The organism is Caballeronia sp. LZ065 (assembly GCF_031450975.1).
Taxonomy (GTDB): domain Bacteria; phylum Pseudomonadota; class Gammaproteobacteria; order Burkholderiales; family Burkholderiaceae; genus Caballeronia.
Genome location: NZ_JARUXV010000003.1, coordinates 1,255,140 through 1,281,947 on the forward strand (window position 1 = coordinate 1,255,140; position 26,808 = coordinate 1,281,947).

A 26,808-nucleotide genomic window follows, 5' to 3' on the forward strand; every position below is an offset into this window, starting at 1 on the left:
GATGCTGTGAGGCTGCGAAGCGTCAGACCTTCTGCACGGACGCGTCGTAGATCTCGTTGATCGACTGATCGAGCGTCTTGTCGAACTCGCTGTCGCTCATGGACTTCTTCAGCTCGTTGATGAGCGCGCGCGAGAAGCTCGCGATCATGCCGTGGTTCTGCGCGAGCTTCTTGCATGCGTCGGTACGCGTATAGCCGCCCGACAGCGCCACCACGCGCACGACACGCGGATGCTCGATCAGCGGACGGTAGAAATCCGCCTCGTCCGGGATGGTCAGCTTGATCATCACCTGGCTGGATTCAGGCAGCGCGTCGAGGCCCTTGAGCAGTTCGTCGCGCAGGATCTTTTCCGCGCCCTTCTTGTCCGGGCTCTTGATCGAGACTTCGGGTTCGAGGATCGGCACGAGACCGTGCTTGATGATCTGTGCGCCGACTTCGAACTGCTGTTTCGACACAGCGGCAATGCCCTTCGCGTCGGCCTGATGGATCACCGAGCGCATCTTCGTGCCGAACACACCGAGCTTGGCTGCGCGCGCGAGCAGGTCGTCGAGACCGGGGATCGGCTTCATCACCTGCACGCCGTCCGCTTCCGCTTCCAGACCCTTGTCGACCTTCAGGAACGGCACGATGCCGCGGTCTTCCCACAGAAACGCGGGCACCGGCTTGCCGCCGGCTTCGCCATCCATCGTGCGCTCGAACAGAATGGCGCCGATCACTTTCTGGCCCGTGAACGAAGGCGCCGTCATGATGCGCACCCGCATCTCGTGCATCAGCTTGAACATTTCGGCGTCGCCGTTATAGGCGTCTTCCGGAATGCCATATTGCTTGAGCGCACCTGGCGTCGAACCGCCGCTCTGATCCAGAGCAGCGATGAAACCATTCTTCTCAGCCATTTGCGCGAGCATCTTTTCGTTAGCCACGAACATTTCCTCCTCGAAGTTCAAACACCAGGTTCGGCGCATTCGAATTCACGCCTTTACCCGGGCTTATGGATTAGCTTCCTCAAGTGTAATGGTTTTGACGGATATAAAAGGCGCGCAAAGCCGCGTTTGCCAGCAAAGCAGCCGCGAATGGGCCGCTATCGTGCGTTAGCGCACTTGCTGACGTGAATAAGCCGCTTGATGCGGCTCAGGACGCGGCGGACCCGAGGTCGCTTGCGCCAACAGGCTTGACGCCTGTGCGCCAGAACCGCATGACACGGCGCAGCGCGGAAGGCGCGCGTGCGAAATCAGCGGCTTGCGGGAGTTCCGCATGATCGTTCGACGCGACACAGGATGTTTCGCTCGATGGCGCCGGAGCAGTCACTTCAGGCTCGGGAAGCGGCGCGAGTCTTTCTCTGGCATCGCCGCAACGCGCATTCAACTGCCGGCGTATTTCGGGGTCATCGATCAAGGCCTGCGCACTCGACATGCCGCGTTCGAATTGCAGCGCATAGGCGATGTCGGTGAAATTTTCATAGCGGCCGGTATCGGCCAGTTCGAAGGCCAGTTCCGCGGTGCGGCGGCGCTTCCATGTTTCGAGATCGTCTTGGCCCGTGCTCACGAATGTCCTCTTCTGAGCGATGAGGTGCCGGTGATGTTAGCCCGCCGCCAAACGTTTTACCGTTGTCGCGTCACAACAAGCAGACGAAAGACGCTCAACAATTCGTACAAAAAATGCTTGCCTTGCGCATGGGATTCGCTTAGCCCGCGCGCAACGTGCGCTTTGAAACACTGTTTCTGCTGCTGGCATGTTGTATTGCTTACAATTGCGGCAGCCGGAGCGGCATCATCCGGGCATCCATCAGTTCGCTGCGGTCTTGCGAGCCTTACCTATAGCAACCATCAAGCGAATGGAACACGAGTCGAGAGAATTGATCCTGCGGGATCTGGGCGCGGTCGCCCGCATCAATGCAGTGCCTTCGATGCTCGAAATGATCTGCAATGAATCCGGCATGGGATTCGCCGCTGTTGCGCGCGTCAGCGAGCTGACCTGGACCGCTTGCGCGGTGAGAGACAACATCAGCTTCGGGCTCCAGCCCGGCGGCCAGCTCGACCTCCACACCACGTTGTGTCACGAGTCGCGCGAGGAGCGAGTCCCGATCATCGTCGATGATTTCGACACGGATACGCGCTATTGCGGACATCACACGCCGACCATTTACAAGCTGCGAAGCTATATCTCCGTGCCGATCGTGCTGCCGGACGGCGAGTACTTCGGCAATCTCTGTGCAATCGACAGCCGTCCCATGCACGTGTCCGATCCGCGCGTGGTGCGCATGTTCGAAGTCTTCGCCAATCTCATTGCGTTGCAACTCGACAGCGACAAGCGCCAGTGGTCCACCGAGAACCTGCTGTCGAGCGAGCGTGAGAGTTCGAAGCTTCGCGAGCAATTCATCGCGGTGCTTGGCCATGATTTGCGCAGTCCGCTGGCGGCGATCAGCGCGAGCGCCGAGTATCTGCAATTGAAAGCGGAGTCGCCCGACATGACCCTGGTGGCAAAACGCCTGAGGTCCAGCGCGTCCCGCATGTCGAAGCTCATCGACGACATCATGGATTTCGCACGCGGCCGGCTGGGCAACGGTATTCCCGCGCGTATCGAACGGGTGCAGAATCTCGGCCCTTACCTGCAAACGGTGGTCAACGAGATCACGCAGGCGAACGAAGACCGGAAGATCTTCGCGACCTTGGCTATCGAGCGTCCTGTCGATTGCGACCCGACGCGCTTGCAGCAATTGCTCGCGAATCTGCTTGCCAACGCCGTAACCCACGGAAGCGCTGACGAGCCCGTTCGCGTGTCGGCCGTCACCGATGCGTCCCATCTGGTCATCAAGGTGGCGAATCAAGGCGATTCCATCGCGGAGGAGTCACTCGCCAAGGTATTCGAGCCGTATTGGCGCGCGGCGAACAAGACGCCCAGCGAAGGCCTGGGCCTCGGACTGTATATCTGTCAGCAGGTCGTCAACGCTCACATGGGAACAATCGAGGCGTGCTCATCGCAGGCGGACGGGACGTGGTTCACCGCGCGCATTCCGCTGGTCGCATGATGAATGGATCAGGTCCGAACCATGCGCTCACGCATGATGAATTGATTCTCCAGCTCGACAGCACGATGAGGACGCCACTCAGCATGAACGGCCCAGCCGCAAAAGCCCAATGCGTCATCTGGACGCGCCGTACAAAAAGTGCGCTCGAAGCCCCGCGCGTGCTCGTTGTAGATGACTTCATGGATACCGCGGACGCGATCAGCATGGTGCTGGCCATCGGCGGTTTCGATTCGAATGCCGTCTACAGCGGACGCCGCGCGATCGACACGATTGGTCAATGGCACCCGCAGATCGTCCTGCTGGACATCTGGATGCCGGATATGTCGGGACTGGAAGTCGCCGCGCATCTGCGGGCCGACGCGAGCACGTCGGATACTGTGCTGATCGCGCATTCGGCGGCGTCATCGGCGTCCGACCTCGAACGCGCGAAGCAAGCGGGATTCGACGCGTTCTGCGCCAAACCTACGGACTCGGCCATCCTTGCGCCGTTGTTGCGGCATTTCGTTCCGGACGCTTAGGCGCACCAGATCGTAACGCCGCAAAGATGGGAAGCTACAGATCGACGCGTTCGCGCGGCTCGTGCATTGGACAGCCGTTGCGCTCGCCGCGAAAGCCCGACGACACCTCGTAAGACATCCGCCGCGCACGCATCACGCCGCCCAGCGGCCGATGCGCCGCCACGCCATGCCACGGACTGAAGGCCATGCCGTCGTCGATGCCGCGCTCGCGCTGCGGGTTCCACGTGCTCTGCGGCGCCACGCGAATGCGCGCCACGGCCACATACGGGCTTTCGTCTTCCGGCCATTGCACCGACGCATCTTCGACAGGCATCGTCTCGATGTCGGTTGCCAGTTGCACGCGCACTTCCCATTCGGCGCCGTTCGCCGCGAAGAAATCGCTGACGGATTCGCGCAGGCCATCCGGACGGTCCTTCAGATCGACGGGAGCGTCCGTCAGCGCCGTCAGTTCCGGCGAGACGGGCGCGACGCTCACCTTGCCAAAGTACCGGCCATGAAGGAGCGGCACGGCCGTATAAAACGTCTCGCCCAGGATGTGCGTCTCGGGATGACCGCCGAGGCTCTTGAGCATGCCGCTTTCGCCGCCCAGCTTCTCGATCAGCGCTTCCGTGCCGCGCAACATCGCCGAGAGCGCCTTCTTGCCGCCGGGCATCTTGTCGGTGGTCTTGGCGAGCAGCTTGAGATTCGAGAGGAACTTCTTCGGCGTCGCGGCGGTGAAGGCCGGCGCGTTGATCATCACCAGATCCTGCGTGCGATCGCCTTCACTGCCCGGCAAACGCTCGCCCTCGACGCCGATGATCTTCACCGCAAGTCCACGTGGGGTCGAAACGTTGTCGTCGAGCAGGTCGCCCGGATTCGTCGACAAGCGCAGCACCACGGGAAAGCTTGCAGGCCGCGCGAAGATGCCTTGCGCGAGTTCAGGCGGCAGACCGGCACTGACCTGCATCTCACCGATCAGAAGACCGTGGCTTTTCGCGTGTACGCTGCGGATCGCATGTCCCGAGTCGGCATAGGTCTTCCCGGTGATGCCGCGCATGGTTTCCGCGAGTTCCCTCGTGGTCTCGGCTTCGTCGTCGGGAATCTGTTCGAACGCGGGATCGAACGGCAGCGCGGGGATGGGCATGGCAGCTCCGGTGTGTGGGTGTTTTGAACAACACCCAGCAACGGACGTGCCGCCGCGTCGACAGGTCAGGCGCTGTTCACCACGCTCCGGCAAACGCCAGCACCGCGCGGTTGAACGCGCCGGGACTGGCGACATTCATCCCATGCGACGCCCGCGCGATCGTCTGACGCTCGGCGAACCCAATCCACTCCGTCAGCTTCTCGACGTTGTTGCGGAACATGCGCGGGCTCTTCTCGCCGTCGATCAGCAGCGTGCGGCATTTGATGTCGCGCGCCAGATCCCGCGTGTAGGCGGGCAGCGGATCGCGGAATTGCTTCGGCAGCGTCAGCGCATTGTCGAGCGCCATGCGGCGGAAGCTCTCCGTGCTCTTCTTCCAGAAGCCCGGCATGCTCACCGAATCGACGAACAGCTCCAGGCCGCGGTCGAATTCGCCCTGTTCGATCAACTCGGCCACGCGCGCGCGCAGCGCATTCGTGGCGGGCGGCAGCGCGGCCGGTGCGGTATGCGACTTCGTTTCCAGTTCCAGCGGGCCCCCCGGATCGGCCAGCGTGAGCGTCTTCACGAGGCGCGGATACGCGCGCGCCAGATGAAACGCAATCGCGCCGCCGCGCGAATGCCCGACGAGATGGACAGGCGCAATTTCCAGCGTCTCGATGAACGCCGCCATTTCCGCGACGTGCGCTTCCCAGCCGAACTCGCCTTGCACGAAGGCATCGACGGCCGGCCAGTAATGCGACAGGCTCGGCACGATCACGCGAAACTGCTTCGCGAGCGGCAGGACTTGCGCCTCCCAGTAGCGGTAGTCGCACAGCGACCCGTGGATGAGCACCATCGGCTCGCCTTCCCCGCACTCGATATACGGCACGGAAATCCCGGACACGGTCGTGGCAAACGACGGTTCAGGCAGGCCTTGCACGGCGGTGAGGACGGAAAGATCGGTACGGGCGTTCATGGATGGGCTCCTTGACTGCATGATGCGCTCCGCCCTGGTAAAAGAAAAATGCATAATCTTGATAGAATCGCTCAGATTTTCTGATACCACGCCCGACTGACCATGAAAGCACTCGATCTGGATGTTCTTGCGATGATCGTCGCCGTCGCGGATACCGGCAACATCAGCCGCGCGGCGGAACTCGTGCATCGCTCGCAATCGGCGGTGAGCATGCAGATCAAGACGCTGGAAACCGCGCTCGGCAAGCCGCTGTTTGTCCGCAAGCCGCGCAGCGTCGTGCCCACGCAGGACGGCGAGGTGCTGCTCACCTACGCGCGCCGCATGATCGCGCTGCGCGACGAAGCGTGGGCAGCAGTCGTACGGCCGGACGTGACGGGGCGCGTGGTCATCGGCGTGCCGGACGATTACGCGTCGTCGCTGTTCCCGCCCATTCTGAAGAAGTTTTCCGCGACCTATCCGAAGGTCGAGATCCAGGTGGTCGGCCTGCCGAGCGTCGCGCTCGCGCCAATGGTGAAGGACGGTTCCGTGGATCTCGTCTGCGCGACGCGGGTCAAGGGGCTGTCGGGCGACTTCGTGCGTCACGAGCCGATGGTATGGGCCGCCGCGCCCGGCGCCACGGATATCTGGAAGGAGCGGCCGCTGCCCATCGCGGTGTTCCTGCCGGGCAGCGTCGCGCGGGAGAACGCGATCCGCAGCCTGGAGCACGCACGCATCGCCTATCGCACGTCGTATGAGAGCCCGAGCCTGCTCGGCCTGCTGACGATGGCCGAAGCCGGCCTCGCCGTGACGCCGCTCGCGAAGTGCGCCGTGCCCGCCCATTTCACGCTGCTCGGGCCGCCGCAAGGTTTGCCGGATATTGGCACGCTGGAAGTGGTGCTGGCGAGAAGCGCGGCGTCGAGACGCCCGCCGTGCGACTTTCTCGCCGAGCGCATCATGGCCGACCTGCGGCGCTGATCCGCGCTTCTATCGCTTGCATGCGCTTCGTGCTCCAGCTGCGCAGCGCGCCGTCCGATACCACCATCGGCAGCGAAGCCGCGATGATGCGATAGACCTCGTTGCGGCGCACCTTCGAGATGTGCGCGGGATCGAGCCACGCGTCGTTGTCTGCGAGCAGCACCAGCGTGTCGAGCCCGATCATGATCGGCCACAGGCAGGCCAGGCGCAAACGCACGGCGCCCGCTGGAATGGCCAGCGTGTAATCGACGGCGTCCTGATACCACGCCAGCGAAGTGCGCAACAGCTCGAACAGCACGGGCCGCGCGCGAATCGACGCCTGCGGGTCCAGCAGATCATGCGGCGTGAGGCCATGACGCGCGAGCATCGTTTCAGGCAGATAGCAGCGTCCGATGCGCAGGTCGCGCGCGCAATCGCGCAGCACGTTGGTCATCTGCAAGGCCTTGCCAAAGCGCACGCCGAGCGCCCGCATCGTTTCGAGCGGCGCCTTGAGCGTGCCCGGCTGGTGCGCCGCCGTCATGCGCGTCCAGAATTCGCCGACGCACCCCGCCACCAGATACGTATAGCGATCCAGTTCGTCGAACTCCTGCAACGCGGCGATCTGCCCGGACGTCTCGTCGGGAAACGTGCGCAGGTCGAATTCCATGCCGGTGCTGAGCGTCGTCACGATGTCGCGCACCGCCGCGCCGTCCCGCGCATCCAGTTGCGGCAAGATGGCGAGCGCAGCGCCAAGCGCTTCGAGCAATGCGCGCTCGTCCGGCTGCGCCTGCTGCTGCGCCACTTCGCCGGCAATCCGCGCGAGCGCGCCGTCATCAGGGGCGCCGTTCACCTGCGCGCGCAACGACAGCAGGAGTTCGAGGCGGCGTTGCGGCGGGATCAGCGAGGTATCGGCGATGGTGTCCGCCGCGCGCGCCAGCAGATACGCGAGCCCGATGGGATCGCGCATGCCGGCGGGCAGGATGCGCAGCGTCAGGTAGAACGAGCGCGACACGCTCTTGAGTAGCGGACCCAGCAAGACGGTCCGTGATGAACGGTTCATGAGGTAACGGAGGGAGAAGCCCGCCGCATTGTATCCGTCCACGGGGGATCACGAGCAGGCGCGCCCGTCACCTCACGTGGACACGGGCTCCTCGCTTCGTTCCTCGCCGATCAGTTCCGGCATCAACGCCCACACTTCCGCGCGCAGGTACTGTTCGAAGTCCTTGCGCACCTCGGGATGCTGCAACGCGAACTGGATCGTTGCCTTGAGATAGCCGAGCTTGCTGCCGCAGTCGAAACGCGTGCCGAAATAGCGATACGCGAGCACCTGTTCCTCGCCGAGCAGCGCGCCGATGGCGTCGGTCAGCTGAATCTCGCCGCCGGCATTGGGCCGTGTCTCGCGCAGATGCCGGAAGATGCTGGGCATCAGCACATAGCGTCCGACCACGCCGAGATTCGACGGCGCGAGCGCGGGCTGCGGCTTCTCGACGATGCCCGACATCTTGATGACATCCTCTTCCCATTCGCGCCCTTCGATCACGCCATACGAAGCGCTGTCCTCGCGCGCAATGCGTTCCACGCCGATCACCGAGCTGTGATAGTGATCGAAGACGTCGACGAGCTGCTTCATCACGGGCTGCGGCGCATGCAACAGATCGTCGGCGAGCATCACGGCGAAGGGCTGTTCGCCGACGAGCCGTTCCGCGCACAGCACCGCATGACCGAGACCGAGCGCGGACGGCTGGCGCACGTAGAAGCAATCGACATTCGCGGGCTTGATGCTGCGCACGGCGTCGAGCAGGGCCGCCTTGTTGCGCGCCTCGAGTTCGGCTTCGAGTTCATAGGACTTGTCGAAGTGATCCTCGATGGCGCGCTTGCCGCGGCCGGTGACGAAAATCATCTCCGTGATCCCTGCGGCGACGGCCTCTTCCACCGCGTATTGAATCAGAGGCTTGTCGACCACCGGCAGCATTTCCTTGGGACTGGCCTTGGTCGCCGGCAAGAAACGCGTGCCGAGACCCGCGACAGGAAATACGGCCTTGGTCACCTTGAGCATGAGTCTTTCCTCCAGATCGAAACTCGTGATTGAGATGGCCCCGAACCCGCCGGTCCGTTGCTTGGCGCTCGGGCGTCGCTTATTCCGCCTCGTCCATCTGAGGCGCCGGGACGCGATTCGAGCCGCGCTTGCGCAACGGGCTCAGGGGGTCGTTGCGCAGTGCGTCCCGATAGGCCGAGGCGGCCACCAGCACGAGCAGCACCGCCACGCCGGCAATCGCATGCATATCCATGATCCGCATCCATTCGACGTTAGACAGGCATCGACCGTAACAGAAAAAAATCGATAAAAAATGGGCGCCAGTGTCGCGAGTTATTTCGTTATTCATGCCATTTCTGCTGCCCTAAGATCGACGCATTCTTTCTCGCGCGATCCTTCACTCCATGAGCGACTCTCCCCTTTTCGCGCCCGCCGCCGCGCGTCATGAAGGCCTCCTGTCCGACCGCCAGGATGTCGCGATCGACGCATGGCGTGGCGCGGCCGCGCTGCTCGTCGCGTACTTTCATTGCCGGCAGGTCACGTGGGTCGGCATGCAGCAGTTTCATCGCACCCTGCATGGCTTCGACGCCAACGCGCTCATCAGCTACCTGACCTTGCCGATTGCCTGGGGCTCGGCGGGCGTGCCGGTGTTCTTCGTCATCAGCGGTTATTGCATCCATCGCGCGATGGCCCGCAAACTGATTGCCGACCCGCTCGCCTCCTTCGATAGCCGCAACTTCCTGCTGCGCCGCTTCGTCCGCATCTATCCCGTGCTGATTGCCGCGCTGCTGCTGACGCTCGCGCTCGATTCCTTGAGCAGCACGTTCCTGCCCGTCAGCCACAAGATCAATCCCTTCGATCTGCGCGCGTTCCTCGTCAACCTGTTTTCGTTGCAGGGCATTGCGGGGAAGACTTTCGGCTCGAACGGCGCGCTGTGGACGCTGTCGGTCGAAGTGCAGTTCTATCTCGTGTATCCGTTGCTGATCGCGCTGCGGCGGCGCATCGGCATGCGCGGCGTGATGGCGGGTGTGGGCGTCGTGAATGTCGTGTCAGCGCTGGTGTTCGAGCCGCGCGGCATCGTCGTGTTCACGTCTTACTGGTTCGCGTGGATGCTCGGTGCGTGGATCGCGGAAGCGAAAGCGCGGGGGATCGAAGCGCGGCCACGCATGGGACTGCTGGCCGGCGTGCTCGCGCTGGCCGGATGCGGCGCGTTCAGCCTCGCGCAATATGCGGCGTTCCAGTTGTGGGCATTCGCTTTCGCCATCTACCTGCACGGTGCGCTCGACACGCCGATGCGCGCGTCGCCCGTCGTGCGCTGCCTGTCCTGGCTGGGCACGTACAGCTTCTCGCTGTATGTCGTGCATCTGCCCATTTTCGTGCTGCTGGGATCGGTACTGTTCAGGTCCGCGCTACAGACCGACATCTGGGCTTCGTTCGGTTTCACTGCGGTTGCGGTGTGCGTGGCCCTGGTCTTCCATGCCGCCGTCGAGAAGCCGGCGATGGCATGGTCAGCCGCGCTGCGGCGCACGCGCCGCAAGCGCTGACTCAACCGCGTTTGCGCGAGCGCTCCGCCACATCGACGAGAATCTTCTCCACGCTCTCGACATAGCGCTCCGTACCGAAGCGTCGCGTCGCGTTCTCATATCCCTGTTCGACGAGACGTTCGCGCAACGGCTGGTTCTTTCTCAGGCGGTCGAGAATGCGCGCGAGTTCGGCGGCGTCGCCGGGTGAGCAGAGGATACCGTTCTCGCCGTCTTCGACGATATCCATCACGCCGCCCGCCCGCGTCGCCACGACGGGCCGCTTCGACAGCATCCCTTCGATGATCACGCGCCCGAACGGCTCCGCCATGATCGAGGTATGCGTGACCACATCCACCGCTTTCATGCAGGCGGCGATGTCGTCCTGAAAGCCCAGGAAGTGCACGCGGTCCTGCAGGCCATGCTCATCGACATAGGCGCGCAGTTCGGCTTCGTAGGCGTCTTCGCCGAACAAGGCCGCGCCGACCAGCACCGCATGCATGTCCGGCGACTCGCGCAGCGCTTCGAGCAGCACGTGCTGGCCCTTCCAGCGCGCGAGCCGGCTGAAGCAGCCGACCAGGAAGGCATCGCGCGGCAAGCCGAAACGCGCACGCAGTTCGTGTTGCGCGACGGCTTCGATATCATTGAACGGCTCGGCCGAGATGCCGTTGAACACGACATCGAGCCGTTCCTCGCGCAGCCGCGTCAGCGCCGTGACCGCGGCGGCCGAAGCGGTCGAATTGGCGATCACATGCTCCAGCATCAGCTTGGTGCACCACTTGATGACCGCTAGTTGCGTGCGGCCGAAGTGTTCCTCGTTGACGATGTCGCGCAGATGCCAGACCACCGGCCTTCGCGAGATCAGCCCCGCAATCGCGCCGATGACCATCGCACGCTGCGTGTTCACGTAGATCACGTCGGCGTTGCGCGAGCGCTCGAGCGTGCCGCGCAACAGCTTCAGCATGCCGCCCAGCATGTTCATTCCAGGACGCGCCTTGCCGTCCTTGCGCATGCCGTCGAGCGACTTGCCGTCGAGCACGTCCACTTTCACGCCGACTGCCTCCAGCGCGATGCGAAACGGGCCGTCGTCGAACAGGACGGTCTGCACGTCGCCACGCATGTTCTTCACCACTTCGAGCATCGACAACTCCGCGCCGCCCAACGCCCCGCTCTGATCGACGGCCAACACCTTCAGGCCGGACGGCGGCTCGTCGATGGCAGGCGGTTCGGGTTCCTTCTCCACCGGCAACGGGGGCAGCACGAACTGCGGTGCGATACGCGAGATATGCGCATGCAGCGCCTCACGGAAGCGTCCGTTAGAGAAACGCTCGGCGTTTGCGCGGCAATCGGCGGGGCTGAAGGTGAGCGCGCCGCTGTCGAAGGCTTCGACGGCGTCGATGATCGCCTGCGCCGTCTGGCTGTTGAAGAACATCCCCGTGGGCCGTTCGTGCGAGGCGTCGAGCACCGTTTCCAGCGCGCCGCCCTTGCCGAACGCGATAACCGGCGTGCCGCACGCCTGCGCTTCCACCACCGAAATCCCGAAGTCCTCTTCGGCTGCAAACACGAAGGCCTTCGCGCGGCGCATCTGGTCATGCAGCACCGCGAACGGCTGGTAGCCCATGATCTCCACATTGGCGGTCGCTTTGGCGCGAATCTTCGCCATGTCCGGGCCTTCGCCGATCACGACCAGTTTGCGCTCCGGCATGCGCGCGAACGCCTCCACGATGAGATCGATTTTCTTGTACGGCACCATGCGCGAAGCAGTCAGATAGAAATCCTCCTTCTGCTCGCACACTTCGAACGAGGCCACGTCCACCGGCGGAAAGATGACCTTCGAGGTGCGTCGATACACCTTGTGAATCCGCCGCGCGATGAAGTCCGAATTGGCGATGAAGTGATTCACCGAGTTCGACGTGCGGATATCCCAGTTGCGCATGTAATGCAGGATCAGCCGCGCGAACAGCGACTTCGCGCCCGCGGTCAGATTGGATTGCTTGAGGTATTGGTGTTGCAGGTCCCACGCATAGCGGATCGGCGAATGCACGTAGCTCACATGCACCTGATCGGGTCCGGTCAGCACGCCTTTAGCCACGGCATGGCTGCTGGAAATGACGAGATCGTATCCGGAGAGGTCCAGCTGTTCGATCGCGAGCGGCATCAGCGGCAGATACGCGCGATAACGCGTCCGGGCGAACGGCAGCTTCTGGATGAACGACGTGGCCGCCTGCTTGCCGCGCAGGAACGAGCGGTCTTCGAGAAAGTCCACGACGCTGAAGATGTCCGCATCCGGAAAGCACGCGATGATCTGTTCCAGCACGCGTTCCGCCCCGGCGTAAGTGACGAGCCAGTCATGCACGATCGCCACGCGCGGCATGCCGGGATGAACGGACACGCCGCGCGGTCGCGGCGCGGGCGCGAGACCGTCGTCGCGCAGGAGGTGACGTGTCTTTGCGCGTCCGATAAACGCGTCTTCGAATTCGGTGCTCATGCGTCACGCCTCGCTTTCAGAGGTGAAGGGGTCCGGCCGATGAACTTGCGCGCCAGGGTCAGCGCCAGCGCGCGCAACGAAGGCTGCGTCGCCACGGACCATGCCGTGTTGACGAAGGCGAAGAGCGCCGCCGCCGCGACGGCCTGGAAGGGATGCGTCATGGCATCGATGACCATGGCGACGGCCAGCGCGGCAAGCAGAAACGCGAGATGCGCGAGCATGTCGAGCGCGATGGGCCGCGCGCGGATCCGCGACATCCAGAGGAGGACCGCATAGTCCGCGAGCGCGCGCACCGCGACTACACTCGCCGCGCCCACCGGCCCGTATCGCTCGATGCCGAACCAGAGCAAGCCGACGAAGAACGGCAGTTGCGCGAGTCCCGCGCGCGCGGCCTTGGCGGGATCGACTTGCGACTGAATCAGAATGCGCGTCACGCCCGCCTGTCCGACGAGCCACACGGCGATCACGAGAATGCGCCCCACCGGCGCGCTTTCGACCGCGAGGTCTGCGCCGATCCACAGATGCAGGAACGGTTCGAGCACCAGCATTGCAAACAGCGCGAGCGGCGTGAACACGCCGTTCAGGAACGTGAGCGAGGTCGCGGCCATGCTGTTCGCGTCGCTTCGATCGATGGCCGACAGACGCGGAAACAGCGTGCGCACCATCGCGTTGGGCAGCATGTTCAGGCGCGTGACAAGGTTTTGCGGCACCGTGTAATACGTGACGAAGCGCGCGCCGAGATGCGCGCCGAGCAGCACGCGGTCGAGCGAGTCGGTGAGCATCGTGGTGATCGACGACACGAGCATCCAGCCGCCGAAGCGGAACAGGCCGCCCGCGACCTGGCGCGTCGGCCATTCGATGCGGCGGATGTCGAGCAGCCTGAAACTCGCGCGGGCGAGCAGCAGCGCCGCCAGCAGGCGCGCGACCACCGCGGCCGCGATCACGGTTTGCAGGTTCGGCGTGATCCACCACGCCGCGCCCAGCGGCAACAACTGGAACAGGAAGGTGCCGAAGGTCTGGTTCGCGTTATAGACGCCGAAGCGCTCCATCGCGTTGATGGCGCCCGCGAAGACCCAGGAGACGTTGGCAAGCGGTATGGCGAGCGCAAGCCACGGCAACGCGCGATACACCTCCTGCTGCAGGGCGGGCGCGGAATCCGCGACATAGGCCGTGTAAGCGAAAGCGCCCAAGTAGATCGCCAGGCCGCCGAGTACGCCCGTCGCGAAGTTGAGCCATACGGCGCTCCAGAACACGCGCGTCCGTTGCGCGACGTCGCCCGCTGCCTGCGCCTTCGCGATCTGATGTTGCGCGGCCATGCTCATGCCAAGATCGAGAATGCTGAAATAGCCGATCAGCGTCCATACGAGACTGATTACGCCATAACGCTCGACGCCGACGAGCCGGATATACGCCGGCACCGTCGCGAGCGATACAAAGGTGGGCAGGATCAACCCGATGAAGTTGATTCCCACGTTCCGCATCATGCTTCTTTCCATTCGTCGTTCCTCGCGCGTTCAGCTTGACGGGGTCCAGCGGTACATCGTCACCTTGCCGCGTGCGTCCTCTTCGACGAACACGAGGTACTCGCCGTTGCCGCGCCGGTGCGCGCTGATGCCGTTGGGCACGTCCACCCAGCCGGACGCCCGGCCGACTTCCGGCCCCGGCCGGATCACGCCGACCTCCTTGCCCGAGTCCTTGTCGTACACATGCACCTCGCCCACCGGCTCCACCGCGAACACGTATTGCCCTTCGACCGTCGCGCCGATCACGGTCGCCAGCGGCTTTGCCTGCGTGTCCCACGGCAAGTCGATCGCATAGCGCAGGCGCGCGCCGTTCGACCAGTTGTCGTAGCGCACCAGACGTCGGCCCACTTCCTTCCAGTAACGGCGGTCGTAGGGCGCGTCGGCCGTGTAGCCCGTGATGTACATCGTGTCCGTGGCCGCGTCGTACACCGCGCGGCGCAGCTCCGTGAACGGCGCGGGCACCGGATAGGTCTGCATGCGCGCGTAGTCGTAGATGGGATTGCCGTGCGCATCGAGGCCGCCGAAGCGGATGCGGTGAATGCCCTTCACGTCGCTGGTGCGCCAGATATCGCCCTTCGCATCGACCCACCAGCCCCAACCGCCCGTGATGCGCGCGGCGCCCGGATTGCGCTGGAATTCGCCGGCTTCGAAGCGGCCATCGCCGTCGAGATCCCGCCAGATCCATTCGCCGCCTTCCGGCCGGTTCGGCACGTTCTGCACCGGACGCGGCCGCCCGGCGATGAAGCCCGAAGGAATCGCCAGTTCGCCGTCGTGCGTCGCGTCGAAGCGATAGATCTTCAGGTGATCCGCGACCATGTCCGTCAGGTACAGGAAGGTGCGGCCTGCGAGGCGGCGTGCGATCGGCAGGCCCGGCCATTGATCGACGTGAAACACCGGGTCGTCGGGATACTTGAAACGGCCTGACAGAAAGCCCGCGTAGCGCCATTCCTGCCCCGGCGGCTTCGACAGATCCAGCTCGAAGCGCTTGTTGCCCGTGTACACGCTGTCGGGCCGGGCGGGATCGATCCACGCGCCATCGACGAACAGCAGACCCTGCATCTGCCAGCGCAAGGCGCCGGCCGGGGAATAGCTCTCGAGCGTTGCGCCAAGACCCGCGCCGATGCTGCCGTCGCGCGTACCGATGCCGTTGCCCGACACATAGACGTTGCCCGAAGCGTCCACACCCACGCCTGTCAGGCCATTGAAGCGCAGCGGTCCCGGCTTGCCCGGCACGCCCGAAAAGATGCCGCCGCGTTCGCCCAGCGCGCCCGTTTCGCGATACGTCCCGCCCTGCTTCGCGAAGAACAGCACTTGCTGACGTGGACCGTTATCGGCGACAAGCAGACGACCTTGAAGGTCGAGCGCGATATCGACGGCGACAGTCTCTTCGGCCATACGCGGCGCGTCGGTCAGCAACGCGCCCGACGCACTGAAATGCGCGATGCGCGGATGCGCGCCGAGACTCTCGACGATGCCCCACAGCGAGCCGTCCTGCGCCAGCGCGATGCGCCCCGGCTGCGGCGCGTTCCATTGCGACTTCCGCTGCATGGAGCGCGCGTCGTAGCGCTCGATGCGATCCCGCGCCGTATTGGCCACATACAAAAGCGCATCGTTCGCCGCAAGCCCGCCAATGTCTCCGCGCGCGGCATCGTCGGTGGTGTCGTCGATCTTCAGGAAACTGCGGGCGAGCGTCGCGGCCGGGTCCTTGGCGCTTACGAGCGCACGATCCGCATCGGGCGCGCCATCGAAGGGCATGGCACGCTTCGGGTCGTCGATGTCACGCCGCGACACGCCAATCCAGTACCGCCCCGCAGGCGGCCACACGCCTGACCTGACGAGCCGTCCTTTTTCATTGCCCACGCCCACCGCGACGAACACGCTGCGCGCATTCACCGCCACCGCGTTGCCGCCGGATGCGCCCCAACCATGCGTGCCGCCTGCATAACCGAGCATCTTGCCGTCGCGGTACACGCTCGCTTCGGCGCCGCTTTCGTCCCACGGCGAATTGGTGAACACGCGGCCATCGGGCGCAACGGCGATCGCGGTGATATTGATCTGCGTCCAGGTGCCGTCGCCGAAACCGGAGGTATTGCCGATCCACGACGTTCTGGCATCGAGCACGCGCGGCGCCGCAGCCCCGGCATGCGACCCGGTCAATGCGGACGCGATGCAGAGGACCGTGCAAGCCAGTTTCGACGACACAATGCGCGGCAATCTTCCCTCCCTGAACACGGCCTGGACGACCCGTTTCGACGACTGGAGGTTAGAGGCCAAATAAAGCTAAAAAAACGAAAATATTGTCCGCACGGCGACGACCGCTTTAATCCGCCTGGCGTATCGCCATCGTCAAAAAAAGATCTCGCGCAATTAAAAAACACGCATGCCGCAAATGAAAATCGCGCGGATATTTTTTCGATTTCTTTTCCCTAGAATCGGCTCATGACATCTTCAGGAGTGGAACTCATGGCCTCGCAGCTCAAAGCGATCATCACCGGCGTGTCAGGACAGGACGGCGCATATCTCGCCAAGCTCCTGCTCGAAAAGGGATACGAAGTGGTCGGCACGTATCGCCGCACGAGTTCGGTGAACTTCTGGCGCATCGCCGAACTCGGTATCGACCGTCATCCGAAACTCAGCCTCGTCGAACACGACCTGACCGATCTCGGCTCCAACCTGCGTCTGCTCGAAACGGCCGAAGCCAGCGAGTTGTATAACCTCGCCGCGCAGAGTTTCGTCGGCGTGTCCTTCGATCAGCCTTCGACGACCGCGGGCGTCACCGGTCTCGGCGCGCTCAATCTGCTGGAAGCGATCCGCGTGATCGATCCGAAAATCCGCTATTACCAGGCGTCCACGTCCGAGATGTTCGGCAAGGTGCAGGCCATTCCCCAATGCGAGGAAACGCCGTTCTATCCGCGCAGCCCCTATGGCGTCGCCAAGCTGTTCGCGCACTGGACCACCATCAACTACCGCGAGTCGTATGGCATCTTCGGTTGCAGCGGCATTCTGTTCAATCATGAATCGCCGTTGCGCGGGCGCGAGTTCGTGACCCGCAAGATCACCGATACCGTCGCGAAGATCCGCCTCGGCAAGGAAGAACTGCTCGAACTCGGCAATCTCGATGCGAAGCGCGACTGGGGCTTCGCGGCCGAATACGTCGAGGGTATGTGGCGCATGTTGCAGGCGAGCGACCCCGATACCTATGTGCTCGCGACGAACCGCACGGAGACCGTGCGCGACTTCGTGCGCATGGCGTTCGGCGCGGCGGGCTATCAGCTGGAGTGGGCGGGCAAGGGCGAACGCGAGCGCGGTATCGATGTCGCGACGGGCCGCACGCTGGTGCGGGTGAATCCGAAGTTCTATCGTCCGGCTGAAGTGGACCTGTTGATCGGCAGCGCGGACAAGGCGCGCGAGAAGCTCGGCTGGCAACCGAAGACCACGCTGGAGGAACTGTGCAGGATGATGACCGAGGCGGACCTGAAGCGCAACGAAACCCAGACCGGCTTCTGACGCGCCATGGCGAGACGCGCACTCATCACCGGCCTCAACGGCTTCACCGGCCGGCACATGGCCGCCGTCCTGACGCAGTCGGGCTATGACGTCTGGGGCACGGTCACGTCGTCGCCGGAAGAGGACGTGCCGAACGCCATCGGCATATCCGTCGATCTGCTCGACATGGACGCGCTCAAGTCCTTCGTCGCCGATGCCCGTCCCGATGTCGTCGTGCATCTGGCCGCCGCCGCCCATGTCACGGCCAATGCGCCGGGCAAGACGTATATGGTGAATATCGTCGGCACGCGCAACCTGCTCGCCGCGCTCAGCACGCTCGACAAGAAGCCGCGCGCGGTGTTGCTGGCGAGCACCGCGAACGTGTATGGCAATGCGGCGGTCGAGACCATCGACGAAGAGGTGTCGATCCAGCCCGCCAACGATTACGCCGTCAGCAAGCTGGCGATGGAACACGCGGCCCGGCTCTGGCTCGACCGTCTGCCGCTGGTGTTCGTCAGGCCGTTCAACTACACGGGCGTCGGGCAAAGCGAGGAATACGTGCTGCCGAAGATCGTCGGGCATCATGCGCGGCGGGAAGCGCGCATCTCGCTCGGCAATCTCCACGTGAGCCGCGATTTCTCGGATGTGCGGGATGTCGTCGCAACTTACGGGAAGCTGCTCGACGCCGCGCCCGCCGGTCAGACTTTCAACGTCTGCTCCGGCCACAGCCATTCGCTCGGCGAGATGTTGCAGATGCTCGCGCGCATCGCGGGCTACGAGATCGACGTGTTCGTCGATCCGCGCTTCATGCGGCGCAATGAGATTGCGCGGCTGGTCGGCTCGAATCGCAGGCTGCGGCAGGTGATCGGGCACGTGCCGCATACGCCCATCCACGACACGCTCGAATGGATGTACGACTCGATGAGCGCGCAGGTCGCGGCTTAGTTGGTGCTTCAAGCTTCAGGCCGGCCTTTCACAACGCCGGCCTGAAGCACATCAGTGCATCGGTCCTTCCGCAATCGCTTCCTCATAGACCGCCGCCACACGCTTTGCAATCACCGAGCGGTCGAAGTGCTCCCATGCATAGCGCCGGCAGGCCGCCTCGTCCGGCAGGTCGAGCGTGCCGTCGAAGGCCGCGATCAGGCCATCCGCAATCGCATCGACACCTGTGGACGCCAGCACCAGATCTTCCGACAGCCCCCGCACCGCCTCCGGCAAACCGCCCACCGGCGTCACCAGCACCGGCGTTCCGGAAGCCAGCGACTCCACCGTGATCAGCCCGAAGCCTTCGAGCGCCACCGTCGGCACGATACTGATGTCCGCCGCGCGATACAGCGAAGCCAGTTGTTCGTCGGGCACGAAACCGAGCAGGCGGACGTTGTCGTCGAGACCGGCGGCATCGATGCGGGCCTGCAACTCTTCCGCGAGCCGCCCCTTGCCCGCGATCAGCAGCAGCACGTCCGGCACCTTCTGCTTGACGCGCGTGATGGCCTCGATCAGCGTTTCGAGCCCCATGCGTCGCACCAACCGCCGCACGGCGAGCACGATCGGCCGCCCCGCCGGCAACTGCAACTTCCTGCGGGCTTCGGCGCGGCTCAGCTTCTGGTCGAACTGCGCAACATCGACACAACCCGGCACCACGCGGATCCGTTCTTCCGGCACGCCGTAACGCGCGCTCAGAATCTGCCCGAACGCCTCCGAGAGCACGATCAGCCGCGACGAACGCGCATACACGCGCCGCTCCAGCATGAGCTTCGCGCGCTGACCGAGGGTATCCGCGCCTTCGACATGACTCTCGTCGGCCCACGGCCCCTGGAAGTGGGAGACCTGCGCGATGCCGCGCGTCACGTCGAGGCCGGGAAACGTGTACAGCGCGAAGTGCGACGAAACGACGTCGGGCCGCTCCATCTCGAGACTGGCGCGCAAGGCACTGCGCGCGTTCATGAGGCGGCGCGGCAGCGACTGCGCTGCCGGGCCGAAGCCGCGGATGGCGCCGCCCGAATCGACCGCCACGCGCGGCGAGCCGGCCACGACGCCGCGCACCTGGACGCCCGCCGCCGGCAGCGCGCCGACCAGCGTGTAGTACATGCGGTCGAGACCGCCCGCGCGTTCCGGAAACCAGTGCATGCCGATTTGCAGAGACTTGATGGATGGGGTGCTCATGTCTGTTTCCTTCATGTTGATTTCAGACGCGCGATTGCGCTGACGCCGTGTTCAGCGACGCCACCGTGCCGTTGCGCTCATGCCGCGCAAAGCTGCGATAGAGATCGAGATAACGCCGCGCCATGCGCGCCCAGTTGAAGTCCGCCGCGAGCGCGCGCGCCGCCACGCCCATGCGTACGCAGCGTTCGCGCGACGCCGCCAGTTCACCGATGGCGCCCGCCAGCGCGACGGCATCGTCGGGATCGGCAAGCACGATGCCGCAGTCCTCGCCGATGATCTCCGCGCCGCCCGCCGTGCGCGCCGTGATGACCGGCAGGCCGGCGGCGAGCGCCTCGAGCAGCGAAAGACTCATGGCTTCGTAGCGCGACGGAAAGACGAAGGCATCGACGGAATGCATCAGCGTCGGCATGTTCTTGACGAGCCCGAGAAAATGCACGCGATCCGCAATGCCGAGCGCGCGCGCCTGCTCCGGGTAGGGGCTGCCGGGCAGATACCCCGCGACCACGAGCTGCACATGCGGCGGCAGCGACACCAGCGCGCGCAGCACCGTTTGCAGGTTTTTGCGCGGCGTGCGCAGGTCGCCGACGAACAACAGCAGGAACGCGTCGTCCTGCAGGTTGAACGCCGCGCGTTCAGCAGGGGCCGCCGCGAACGCCTGCGTATCCACGCCGTTGTAGACCACCTGCACGCGCTGACTCTCGATGCCGCCCGCGCGGATCTCTTCCGCCACCTTCTCCGATACCGCCGCGATCACCCGCGAACGCCGGTACGCCCAGCCTTCGAGCCACGCATTCAGGCGGCTGTAGATCACCTGATACGCGGACCACGCGCCGCCGCGCAGCCGGAACGGGTAATACGGGCTGCGGGTCCAGCCGCCATGCACGAAATGCGCGGTGTTGACCTCGGCGCGCGCCCAGGTGATGAAACCGTTCACGTGCAGCACGTCGTAGGCATCGCGATGCGCGCGCAGCCACAGCGCGCTCTTGATCGCGAAGACCTGTTGCTTGACAAGGCGCGTCGGCCAGAAGCGCCCGGCGATCACGGGCACCCAGCGCAGCCGCGCATGATCGAGCAACTCGGGCGCGACGTGCGATGCCACGAGAATCACCTCGTGCCCCTCGGCCAGCGCCGCGCGCGCGATTTCATAGTTGACGCGGCCCTGGCCGTCGTTATGCCGCACTACGTGGGTGACGATCGCGATTCTCATTGGCTAGCCTTTGATGTTGAAAGAAGAGAGCTTCGCGGCGGCGCACGAGCTTCGCATGATGGCGCGCGGCGATGATCGCAAACAGGCTCGTGAACAACAGCGATCCGCCCGTGCTGACGAAGGTGTTGGCGAACAGCAGGATGCCGATCATCGAAAAGGCGAGGCTCAGCGCGGCCTGCGCGAACTTGTCGTCGCGCAGCGAGAACGACGCGCGCCACGCCCGCACCAGCAACAGCACCACGCCCGCCATGTAGAGCAGTCCGCCCGGCCAGCCCAGCACGAAGGGCACATTCATCACGCCGCTGTCGAAGCTGCCGTATTTGCCGAGATCGCCGTTTGCGCTGGCCAGCTTGGTTGAGGTGCCGGTGGCGCCGAAGCCCTCGCCGGTGACGTCGGTGAACGCGGTCACCATGAAGTTCGTGTAGAACTCGTTGCGCGCGGCATAGCTGCTGTCGTTGCTCAGGTTGGTCATGGTCTGGAGGCGTGTGCCGAGCTTGTCCGCCACCGGCCCGACGGTCAGCAGCGGCACCGACAGCCCCACGAGCACCACCGCGCCGAGCACGATACGCAGCCGCACGCGGTTGCTCGCCTTGAGCAGTTGAAGCAGCATCGCGATGATCCAGCCGCCCCATGCCGAGCGCACCATCGACAGGGCGAACGAGACGAAGCCGAGCGCGCCCGCCAGCCAGCGCGCGCGCTGCGTGCCGGCCATCACGAAGGTGAGCCCCGCCATCACGACGAGCGCGAACGGGCCGGACGAGTTCATCGTGCTGAAGACGCGCACGCCGAGCGGCACCGGTTCGCCTTGCGAGGCCATCTGCGAGCCGATCATCCACATCGCGTCCCAGGCCGGCATGACGAAGAACTGCACGATGCCGTATGCGCCCATCAGCAGCAGGCCGTAGACGAAGGTATCCAGCAGCACCTTGCGGTACTTCGGATAATCATGCGCGTTCACCATGATGTGAAAGCCGATGAGCACCGGATACAGCCAGTTCGCGAGGTCGTAGGTGGCCGCCATCGGGCCGCTGGACGCCACGCCGATCAGGTACGCATACGCGATGCCGAGCAACATCAGCAGCATCGGCAGGCCGCGCCGCTGCGCCAGCACCTTGTACTGGCGCAACAGCGTGAGCCCGCAGATCATCGTGACGACGAGCGGCGCGATCTGGATCAGGCTCGTCGGCGTGAACGCGCCGCGGCCCCAGTCCGCGAGACGCCGAATTTCCGGGCTCAGGAACCAGACCCACCACATGAAGCCGACATAGCGCGCCGGACTGCGGAAGTAGAGGTAGAGCGCCGCGGACGTCGCCAGCAGCGGAAAAGCCAAGGTCAGCACCGTACCCTGGCGCGCCAGCACCAGCAGCGCGGTCAGCCCCCAGACGACCGCCTGCGCGGTCCATTCGGGCGGTCCCTTGCGCGTGCGGCGCGCGGTCTTGGTCCGGCCAGCGAGGTCGCGTGGCGCGTGAGGCAGCGGCGCGGCGTTCATCTCGTCAGCTCGCGCGGCGCGAACACCGTCTGCCCGTTCGGCGCGGCCTCGCTCGCGCCCTGCGCGTGCTCCAGCGCCGCGCGCGTCAGCCGCACATGCTGGAGCGCGAACTCGCGTGTCGTGTAATCGCGGGCCTTGAAATGGCGCATTGCGGCCTGCGCCCGCGCCAGCGCGAGCGCGGGGTTGCCGCGCAGTTCGTCGAGCGCGCGGCGCAGCGCCGGCGCATCGTGCGCGGGCACGTAAGACACATGTCCAGTGCCGAAGTAATCGCGCAGACCACCGACATCCGTGACGATCACCGGCTTGCCGAGCGCGACGGCTTCGAGCAGCACCGTCAGCCCCGAAGCATGCGTGTTCGCACGCAAGGGCACGACGATCACATCGGCCCAATCGTACAGTTCGCGCGCCGCGTTCAGCCCGATGGCCGGCGCAATGCACACGTTGTCCGCGTGCAGCGAGGCCGGCACGCGGCGGCGCGTCGCGATGCGCACGTCATAGCGTGCGTCGTCGCGCAGGGCCGTGGCGAGCGTGTGCCAGTCGCGATCGCGGTCATTGCCAATCGCCCCGACGCGCAGCGGCGCGTGCGGCGTCCATGCACGCGGCTCGGCGAGCGCGAAGTCCTGCAGGTTCAGGCCGTAGAAGACCTGCGCCGCCTCGCGGCCGAAGTATTCGCGCACCAAAGCGGCGTTCACGCTGGAATGCGTCGTGAGGATATCGGCACGCGCAATCAGCTTGCGAAACGCCCAGCGACGCACCGCCCCATAGCCCGGCCATTTGTCGAGCAGCCAGATCGACTGCGCGAGCAGCAACGGCCGGCCCATCGCGCGGCGCTTGAGCAGCAGCAACAGCGCTGCGGACAGATACTCCTGTTCCGTATGGGTCCATACGGCATCGCACCCGAGTATGGCCTCGCGATTACGCCACGTATGAATGAAATCGAAGCCGAGCGCGGCCTTCAAGGCACGGCGCAGGAAGCGCATGGGCTTGCGCTCGTCGGCGTCGCGTGAATAGGTCAGCGTGAATTCCGCCGACTCCGCATGGTGATAGCCATACAGGCAGCCGATGTTGTCGCCCTGCCGATACCGCGCCGGATCGGCGCCATGGAAGAGATGCACATGCACGTTCGTCATAGTGTCCTCGCAGCAGCAAGCGCGGGCGCGGCCGCCATGCGCGCACGGCGGGCCTCGCGGCGCGCCTCCCGGGCGCCGCTGCGCACCGCGCGCCAGCGCCGCCATGCATGCCCCGCGCCGCCGCGCATCGCGAGCAGCGCCTGCGCGATGCCCGGATAGACCTTCGTGCCGATCAGCGCATACCACCACCACGCCAGCTCGCGATGTCCCGCATCGAGCTGCTCGCTCAGGATCAGATGGAAGTTGTAGGCGGCGTCGCTCAAGGCGCCGAGGGTCTGCGCGTCGCGCCGGTCTTCGTCGAAACGCTCGGCGGGAAAGTGATCCACCGCGACCAGCGGGTCGTAGCGCACCGTCCAGCCCGCGCGTCGCACGCTCATGCTGAACGCCATGTCGTTGTGAACCTGGGCGCCCGCGCCGCGCAATCGCGTATCGAAACGCAGCGCGCATACCGCCACGCGCCGGTAGCTCATGTTGGCGCCCTTCAGCATGCGTACATCCCGCGCCGGTCCCACGCCGAGATGATGGTTGCCCACGATCCGGCCCGTGCGGCGCACCACGCCCACTTCTTGGCGCGCGCCGTCCAGCACGCGGCCCTTCTCGTGGACCCAGTCGCGCCCGCCGATTGCACCGAGGCGCTCATCCTCCACGAACGCGCGGGCGATGCGCGCGACCCAGTCGGGGTGCGGCGCGGCATCGTCGTCGGTGATCGCGACAATCTCGCCTTGCGCCGCCTCCAGCCCGCGATTGAGCGCCGCCACCTGACCGCCCGCGCCGGTCTCGATCACCCGCAACGTGAAGCCTTGCGCGCCCTTCATTTCGATCGCCAGACGCCGCGCCGTTGCTTCGTCCTCGGGACGCGCGATCACGAGCACTTCCTCCGGCACGCGCGTCTGCGCCCGCAACGCCGCCAGGCAGCGCTTCAGGTCCGCCGGTCGGCGATAAGTCGGCACCACCACCGAAATGCGCAAGCTCATGGTCTGTTCTCCGTCAGTGGCCCGCATACTCTTCCACCGCAGCGTAATGAGCGCGCCCGTAACCGCGCGCGCGCTGTGGCGTGCCGTTCAGGATTGCGCCCTGCACGGCGATGCCCGCCGTGCGCAGACGCCGCGTCGCCTCGCTGATCTCGCCTTCGTTGTGCGCACCCGAGCGCAGCACGAGGAAGTTCGTGCCCGCCAGCTTGCCGACGATCAGCGCGTCCGTGACCGCGAGCACGGGCGGCGTGTCGATCAGGATCGCGTCGTATTTGCGGCCGAGCGCGTCGAGATAAGGTTGAAGTCGCGGCGACATCAGCAGCTCCGACGGATTGCCCGGACGCTTGCCAGCCGCGATGAAATCGAGTGAGGGAATACGCGTCGCGCGGATCGCTTCCTCCACGCCGATCGATCCCGCCAGCAATTCCGCAAGCCCCGGCTCGCGCCCGCCGCTCAACGCGCGTTCGAGCTTGCCGCGCCGCATGTCGCCGTCGATCAGCAGCACGCGCTTGCCGGTGGCCGCGAGCAGCACGGCCAGATTGGTCGCGAGAAAGCTCTTGCCGACGCCCGACGCCGGCCCGGTCAGCATCACCACGCGATTGCGCGCTTCCATCAGCGAGAACTGGATCGAGGTGCGCAGGCTGCGCATGATCTCGACGCAGACGTCGTTGGGACGCAGCATCGCGAGGATCGGCGCTTCGGGGTCGTCGTGGCGGCGACGCTTCACATCGGTATCGAAGCGGGTTTGCTCGGCGCTGTGCGGCACGAGCGCGAAGATCGGCAGCGACGAGACGCGTTCAAGGCGCTCCGGATCGTCGATGCCCTTGAAGATCGCGCGGCGCGCGAACACGAAGCCCGTGCCGAGGATCAGCCCGAGAATCACCGCCGCCGACATGATGAGCACTTTCTTCGGCTTGACCGGATCGCCGGGACGCAGCGCGGCATCGACGATATGCACGTTGCCGCCCGTACCGGCCCGCTGCACCGACAGCTCCTGCACGCGATTCAGCAGCAGCACGTAGATGTCTTCCGCCACCTTCGCGTCACGCTGCAACGCCACCGCCTTCACTTCCGATTGCGGCAGATCGCGGAAGCGCGACGCATAGCGCTCGCGCTGCGCTTCGAGTTGCGCGAGTTGCTCGCGCGCCGTCGTGAGCGCCGGATGCAGATTGCCGTAGCGCTGTTCGAGCGTCGTGATTTGCAGGCGCAGCGCGGAAATCTGCGCTTCATAGCCGATGCTGCCTTCGAGATAGACCTTGGCTTCGTCGCTTGCGTTGATGACGCCCGCCTGGCGCTGATACTCGGTCAGCGCGGCTTCCGCATTGTGCAGGTCCGCCTTGAGCCGCGGCTCTTCGGTGCGCAGGAAGTCGAGCATCTTGCCTGCATCGGCCTGCTTGGTCTCGATGTGCTGACGCAGATACGACTGCGCGAGCGCATTCGCGATCTCGGCGGCCTTGTCCGGGTTCTGGTTTTCGAGCGAGATCTGGATCACGCCGGTCTGCTTGCCCTGTTCCGTCACCGTGATGCCCGACTGGAAGCTCGCAATGGCCGAGAGATCGTTCGCGCGCATCACCTTGAAGCGCGTGCCGGGCCGCGCCACGAGCTGCTTCACGAGCAGCGTGACGCCCTGACCGCTCGCCTCCGTGCCGGCCTGCCCCTGAAGCAGCGCGCGTCCCTGCGGATCCGCCAGCGCATAGCGCCCGTCGCCGAGCGCCGTGAGCATCAGTTCCTTGCCTTCCCACTGCGGTTCGACCTCGATCGAATCCAGCTGGATGATCTCGCCGCCCCACGCATACGACGCCATGCCGAACCACGGTTTCGCGGGCACGCCGGGCGTCGCGAAGCGCGCCGCGAGGCTGCCGAGCAACGGCAGCGTCACCGGCGCAACGGAGAAGTTGAGCTTGCATTGCGCCACCACCGGCGCCACCACGCCGCGGCTCTTGATGATCTCGATCTCCGCGTCGGTGGGCAGCGCGCTCGATCCCGAGTTGATCGCCTGGCCGGTTTGCGTCTGCGTGAGCGCCTGCGACGTGTTGTCGTTGGTCTCCACGCGCACGTGCGCATCGGCGGAATACACCGGTCTCGCCAGATAGCAATACACGGCTGCGCACAGCACCACGAAGGCGAAGACGCCGATCAGCCAGCCGATGTCATCGATCACGGCCTGGATCAGATTGCCGAGCACGACGTCTTCCTCGGCAGGCTTCTGCATGAAGGGATGCACTTGCATGTTCACGTTACGACTC

The 26,808-nt window shown here is 65.0% G+C and carries 22 protein-coding genes; 6 read left to right on the forward strand and 16 right to left on the reverse strand.

The features are described 5' to 3' along the window. Positions 1 to 22 precede the first annotated feature (22 nt). Positions 23 to 925 carry a fructose bisphosphate aldolase gene (locus tag QCE63_RS25730; RefSeq protein ID WP_404990176.1) on the reverse strand — a complete coding sequence of 301 codons (903 nt, stop codon included), beginning with the start codon at positions 923 to 925 and terminating at the stop codon, positions 23 to 25. 202 nt (positions 926 to 1,127) lie between these two features. Next, a complete protein-coding gene (locus tag QCE63_RS25735) occupies positions 1,128 to 1,541 on the reverse strand; it encodes a hypothetical protein (RefSeq protein WP_309837012.1) in 414 nt (137 codons plus the stop codon). Between the two features lie 310 nt (positions 1,542 to 1,851). Here QCE63_RS25735 and QCE63_RS25740 point away from each other — a divergent pair, with 310 nt between their 5' ends. Together QCE63_RS25740 and QCE63_RS25745 are read left to right on the forward strand one after the other, a co-directional pair. Further along, positions 1,852 to 3,024, forward strand: coding sequence for a GAF domain-containing sensor histidine kinase (locus QCE63_RS25740; RefSeq protein WP_309837014.1), 1,173 nt, complete (start codon positions 1,852 to 1,854; stop codon positions 3,022 to 3,024). 83 nt (positions 3,025 to 3,107) lie between these two features. Continuing rightward, positions 3,108 to 3,542, forward strand: a complete 435-nt coding sequence (locus QCE63_RS25745; protein WP_309837016.1) for a response regulator — start codon at positions 3,108 to 3,110, stop codon at positions 3,540 to 3,542. A 34-nt stretch (positions 3,543 to 3,576) separates the two neighbouring features. Here QCE63_RS25745 and QCE63_RS25750 read toward each other — a convergent pair whose 3' ends face one another. Both QCE63_RS25750 and QCE63_RS25755 read right to left on the reverse strand, forming a co-directional pair. Beyond that, positions 3,577 to 4,665, reverse strand: coding sequence for a catalase family protein (locus tag QCE63_RS25750; protein ID WP_309837018.1), 1,089 nt, complete (start codon positions 4,663 to 4,665; stop codon positions 3,577 to 3,579). A gap of 76 nt (positions 4,666 to 4,741) precedes the next feature. Further along, on the reverse strand, positions 4,742 to 5,617 hold the full coding sequence (locus tag QCE63_RS25755; protein WP_309837020.1) for an alpha/beta hydrolase: 876 nt from the start codon (positions 5,615 to 5,617) through the stop codon (positions 4,742 to 4,744). 102 nt (positions 5,618 to 5,719) lie between these two features. Between QCE63_RS25755 and QCE63_RS25760 the strand changes: the two genes are divergently transcribed. Next, positions 5,720 to 6,571: a LysR family transcriptional regulator gene (locus QCE63_RS25760; protein ID WP_309837022.1), complete on the forward strand. Its 852-nt coding sequence runs from the start codon at positions 5,720 to 5,722 to the stop codon at positions 6,569 to 6,571. Here QCE63_RS25760 and QCE63_RS25765 read toward each other — a convergent pair. The 3 genes from QCE63_RS25765 to QCE63_RS25775 all read right to left on the reverse strand — a co-directional run bounded on the left by QCE63_RS25765 (position 6,549) and on the right by QCE63_RS25775 (position 8,934). Continuing rightward, complete coding sequence (locus QCE63_RS25765; RefSeq protein ID WP_309837023.1) at positions 6,549 to 7,610, reverse strand: phytoene/squalene synthase family protein; 1,062 nt, start codon at positions 7,608 to 7,610, stop codon at positions 6,549 to 6,551. The genes QCE63_RS25760 and QCE63_RS25765 overlap by 23 nt on opposite strands. Positions 7,611 to 7,682: 72 nt before the next feature. Further along, a complete protein-coding gene (gene galU, locus QCE63_RS25770) occupies positions 7,683 to 8,606 on the reverse strand; it encodes a UTP--glucose-1-phosphate uridylyltransferase GalU (protein ID WP_309837025.1) in 924 nt (307 codons plus the stop codon). Positions 8,607 to 8,685: 79 nt separating this feature from the next. Then, positions 8,686 to 8,934: a hypothetical protein gene (locus QCE63_RS25775; protein ID WP_309837368.1), complete on the reverse strand. Its 249-nt coding sequence runs from the start codon at positions 8,932 to 8,934 to the stop codon at positions 8,686 to 8,688. Between the two features lie 55 nt (positions 8,935 to 8,989). Between QCE63_RS25775 and QCE63_RS25780 the strand changes: the two genes are divergently transcribed. Further along, the gene (locus QCE63_RS25780; RefSeq protein WP_309837027.1) at positions 8,990 to 10,129 is read left to right on the forward strand and encodes an acyltransferase; all 1,140 of its coding nucleotides are present in this window, start codon (positions 8,990 to 8,992) and stop codon (positions 10,127 to 10,129) included. 1 nt (position 10,130) lies between these two features. Here QCE63_RS25780 and QCE63_RS25785 read toward each other — a convergent pair whose 3' ends face one another. From QCE63_RS25785 to QCE63_RS25795, 3 genes are read right to left on the reverse strand one after another with little or no spacing between them, the layout of a single operon-like run. Further along, positions 10,131 to 12,593, reverse strand: a complete 2,463-nt coding sequence (locus tag QCE63_RS25785; protein WP_309837029.1) for a glycosyltransferase family 4 protein — start codon at positions 12,591 to 12,593, stop codon at positions 10,131 to 10,133. Then, positions 12,590 to 14,089: a flippase gene (locus QCE63_RS25790; protein WP_309837032.1), complete on the reverse strand. Its 1,500-nt coding sequence runs from the start codon at positions 14,087 to 14,089 to the stop codon at positions 12,590 to 12,592. Before QCE63_RS25790 ends, QCE63_RS25785 begins: the two co-directional genes overlap by 4 nt. An 18-nt stretch (positions 14,090 to 14,107) precedes the next feature. Continuing rightward, the gene (locus tag QCE63_RS25795; protein ID WP_404990177.1) at positions 14,108 to 16,330 is read right to left on the reverse strand and encodes a hypothetical protein; all 2,223 of its coding nucleotides are present in this window, start codon (positions 16,328 to 16,330) and stop codon (positions 14,108 to 14,110) included. A gap of 249 nt (positions 16,331 to 16,579) precedes the next feature. On the opposite strand from QCE63_RS25795, the gene gmd reads away from it, so the two are divergent. Next, a complete protein-coding gene (gmd, locus tag QCE63_RS25800; RefSeq protein ID WP_309837036.1) occupies positions 16,580 to 17,623 on the forward strand; it encodes a GDP-mannose 4,6-dehydratase in 1,044 nt (347 codons plus the stop codon). Between the two features lie 6 nt (positions 17,624 to 17,629). Then, a complete protein-coding gene (locus QCE63_RS25805) occupies positions 17,630 to 18,547 on the forward strand; it encodes a GDP-mannose 4,6-dehydratase (RefSeq protein WP_309837038.1) in 918 nt (305 codons plus the stop codon). A gap of 51 nt (positions 18,548 to 18,598) precedes the next feature. Here the strand turns inward: QCE63_RS25805 and QCE63_RS25810 are convergent, their stop codons facing one another. The 6 genes from QCE63_RS25810 to QCE63_RS25835 are packed head-to-tail and all read right to left on the reverse strand — an operon-like array spanning position 18,599 to position 26,792. Next, positions 18,599 to 19,765 (reverse strand): glycosyltransferase family 4 protein, encoded by a 1,167-nt coding sequence (locus QCE63_RS25810; RefSeq protein WP_309837040.1) that lies wholly within the window; start codon positions 19,763 to 19,765, stop codon positions 18,599 to 18,601. A 22-nt stretch (positions 19,766 to 19,787) separates the two neighbouring features. Beyond that, positions 19,788 to 20,972 (reverse strand): glycosyltransferase family 4 protein, encoded by a 1,185-nt coding sequence (locus tag QCE63_RS25815; RefSeq protein ID WP_309837042.1) that lies wholly within the window; start codon positions 20,970 to 20,972, stop codon positions 19,788 to 19,790. After that, a complete protein-coding gene (locus QCE63_RS25820; protein ID WP_309837044.1) occupies positions 20,935 to 22,461 on the reverse strand; it encodes a glucose-6-phosphate isomerase in 1,527 nt (508 codons plus the stop codon). The genes QCE63_RS25815 and QCE63_RS25820 overlap by 38 nt, the downstream gene beginning before the upstream one ends. Then, positions 22,458 to 23,591 (reverse strand): glycosyltransferase, encoded by a 1,134-nt coding sequence (locus tag QCE63_RS25825; protein WP_309837045.1) that lies wholly within the window; start codon positions 23,589 to 23,591, stop codon positions 22,458 to 22,460. Before QCE63_RS25825 ends, QCE63_RS25820 begins: the two co-directional genes overlap by 4 nt. Beyond that, positions 23,588 to 24,559 carry a glycosyltransferase family 2 protein gene (locus tag QCE63_RS25830; protein ID WP_309837342.1) on the reverse strand — a complete coding sequence of 324 codons (972 nt, stop codon included), beginning with the start codon at positions 24,557 to 24,559 and terminating at the stop codon, positions 23,588 to 23,590. Before QCE63_RS25830 ends, QCE63_RS25825 begins: the two co-directional genes overlap by 4 nt. A 19-nt stretch (positions 24,560 to 24,578) precedes the next feature. Beyond that, positions 24,579 to 26,792 carry a polysaccharide biosynthesis tyrosine autokinase gene (locus tag QCE63_RS25835; RefSeq protein WP_309837344.1) on the reverse strand — a complete coding sequence of 738 codons (2,214 nt, stop codon included), beginning with the start codon at positions 26,790 to 26,792 and terminating at the stop codon, positions 24,579 to 24,581. Positions 26,793 to 26,808: the final 16 nt, after the last annotated feature.

Excerpts from the sequence above, each read along its gene's own strand:
- QCE63_RS25730 (WP_404990176.1), bottom strand. The coding sequence starts at position 925 with ATGTTCGTGGCTAACGAAAAGATGCTCGCGCAAATGGCTGAGAAGAAT.
- QCE63_RS25745 (WP_309837016.1), top strand. The coding sequence starts at position 3,108 with ATGAACGGCCCAGCCGCAAAAGCCCAATGCGTCATCTGGACGCGCCGT.
- QCE63_RS25750 (WP_309837018.1), bottom strand. The coding sequence starts at position 4,665 with ATGCCCATCCCCGCGCTGCCGTTCGATCCCGCGTTCGAACAGATTCCC.
- QCE63_RS25755 (WP_309837020.1), bottom strand. The coding sequence starts at position 5,617 with ATGAACGCCCGTACCGATCTTTCCGTCCTCACCGCCGTGCAAGGCCTG.
- QCE63_RS25760 (WP_309837022.1), top strand. The coding sequence starts at position 5,720 with ATGAAAGCACTCGATCTGGATGTTCTTGCGATGATCGTCGCCGTCGCG.
- QCE63_RS25765 (WP_309837023.1), bottom strand. The coding sequence starts at position 7,610 with ATGAACCGTTCATCACGGACCGTCTTGCTGGGTCCGCTACTCAAGAGC.
- galU (WP_309837025.1), bottom strand. The coding sequence starts at position 8,606 with ATGCTCAAGGTGACCAAGGCCGTATTTCCTGTCGCGGGTCTCGGCACG.
- QCE63_RS25775 (WP_309837368.1), bottom strand. The coding sequence starts at position 8,934 with ATGAATAACGAAATAACTCGCGACACTGGCGCCCATTTTTTATCGATT.
- QCE63_RS25780 (WP_309837027.1), top strand. The coding sequence starts at position 8,990 with ATGAGCGACTCTCCCCTTTTCGCGCCCGCCGCCGCGCGTCATGAAGGC.
- QCE63_RS25785 (WP_309837029.1), bottom strand. The coding sequence starts at position 12,593 with ATGAGCACCGAATTCGAAGACGCGTTTATCGGACGCGCAAAGACACGT.
- QCE63_RS25790 (WP_309837032.1), bottom strand. The coding sequence starts at position 14,089 with ATGGAAAGAAGCATGATGCGGAACGTGGGAATCAACTTCATCGGGTTG.
- gmd (WP_309837036.1), top strand. The coding sequence starts at position 16,580 with ATGGCCTCGCAGCTCAAAGCGATCATCACCGGCGTGTCAGGACAGGAC.
- QCE63_RS25805 (WP_309837038.1), top strand. The coding sequence starts at position 17,630 with ATGGCGAGACGCGCACTCATCACCGGCCTCAACGGCTTCACCGGCCGG.
- QCE63_RS25810 (WP_309837040.1), bottom strand. The coding sequence starts at position 19,765 with ATGAGCACCCCATCCATCAAGTCTCTGCAAATCGGCATGCACTGGTTT.
- QCE63_RS25815 (WP_309837042.1), bottom strand. The coding sequence starts at position 20,972 with ATGAGAATCGCGATCGTCACCCACGTAGTGCGGCATAACGACGGCCAG.
- QCE63_RS25820 (WP_309837044.1), bottom strand. The coding sequence starts at position 22,461 with ATGAACGCCGCGCCGCTGCCTCACGCGCCACGCGACCTCGCTGGCCGG.
- QCE63_RS25825 (WP_309837045.1), bottom strand. The coding sequence starts at position 23,591 with ATGACGAACGTGCATGTGCATCTCTTCCATGGCGCCGATCCGGCGCGG.
- QCE63_RS25835 (WP_309837344.1), bottom strand. The coding sequence starts at position 26,792 with ATGCAAGTGCATCCCTTCATGCAGAAGCCTGCCGAGGAAGACGTCGTG.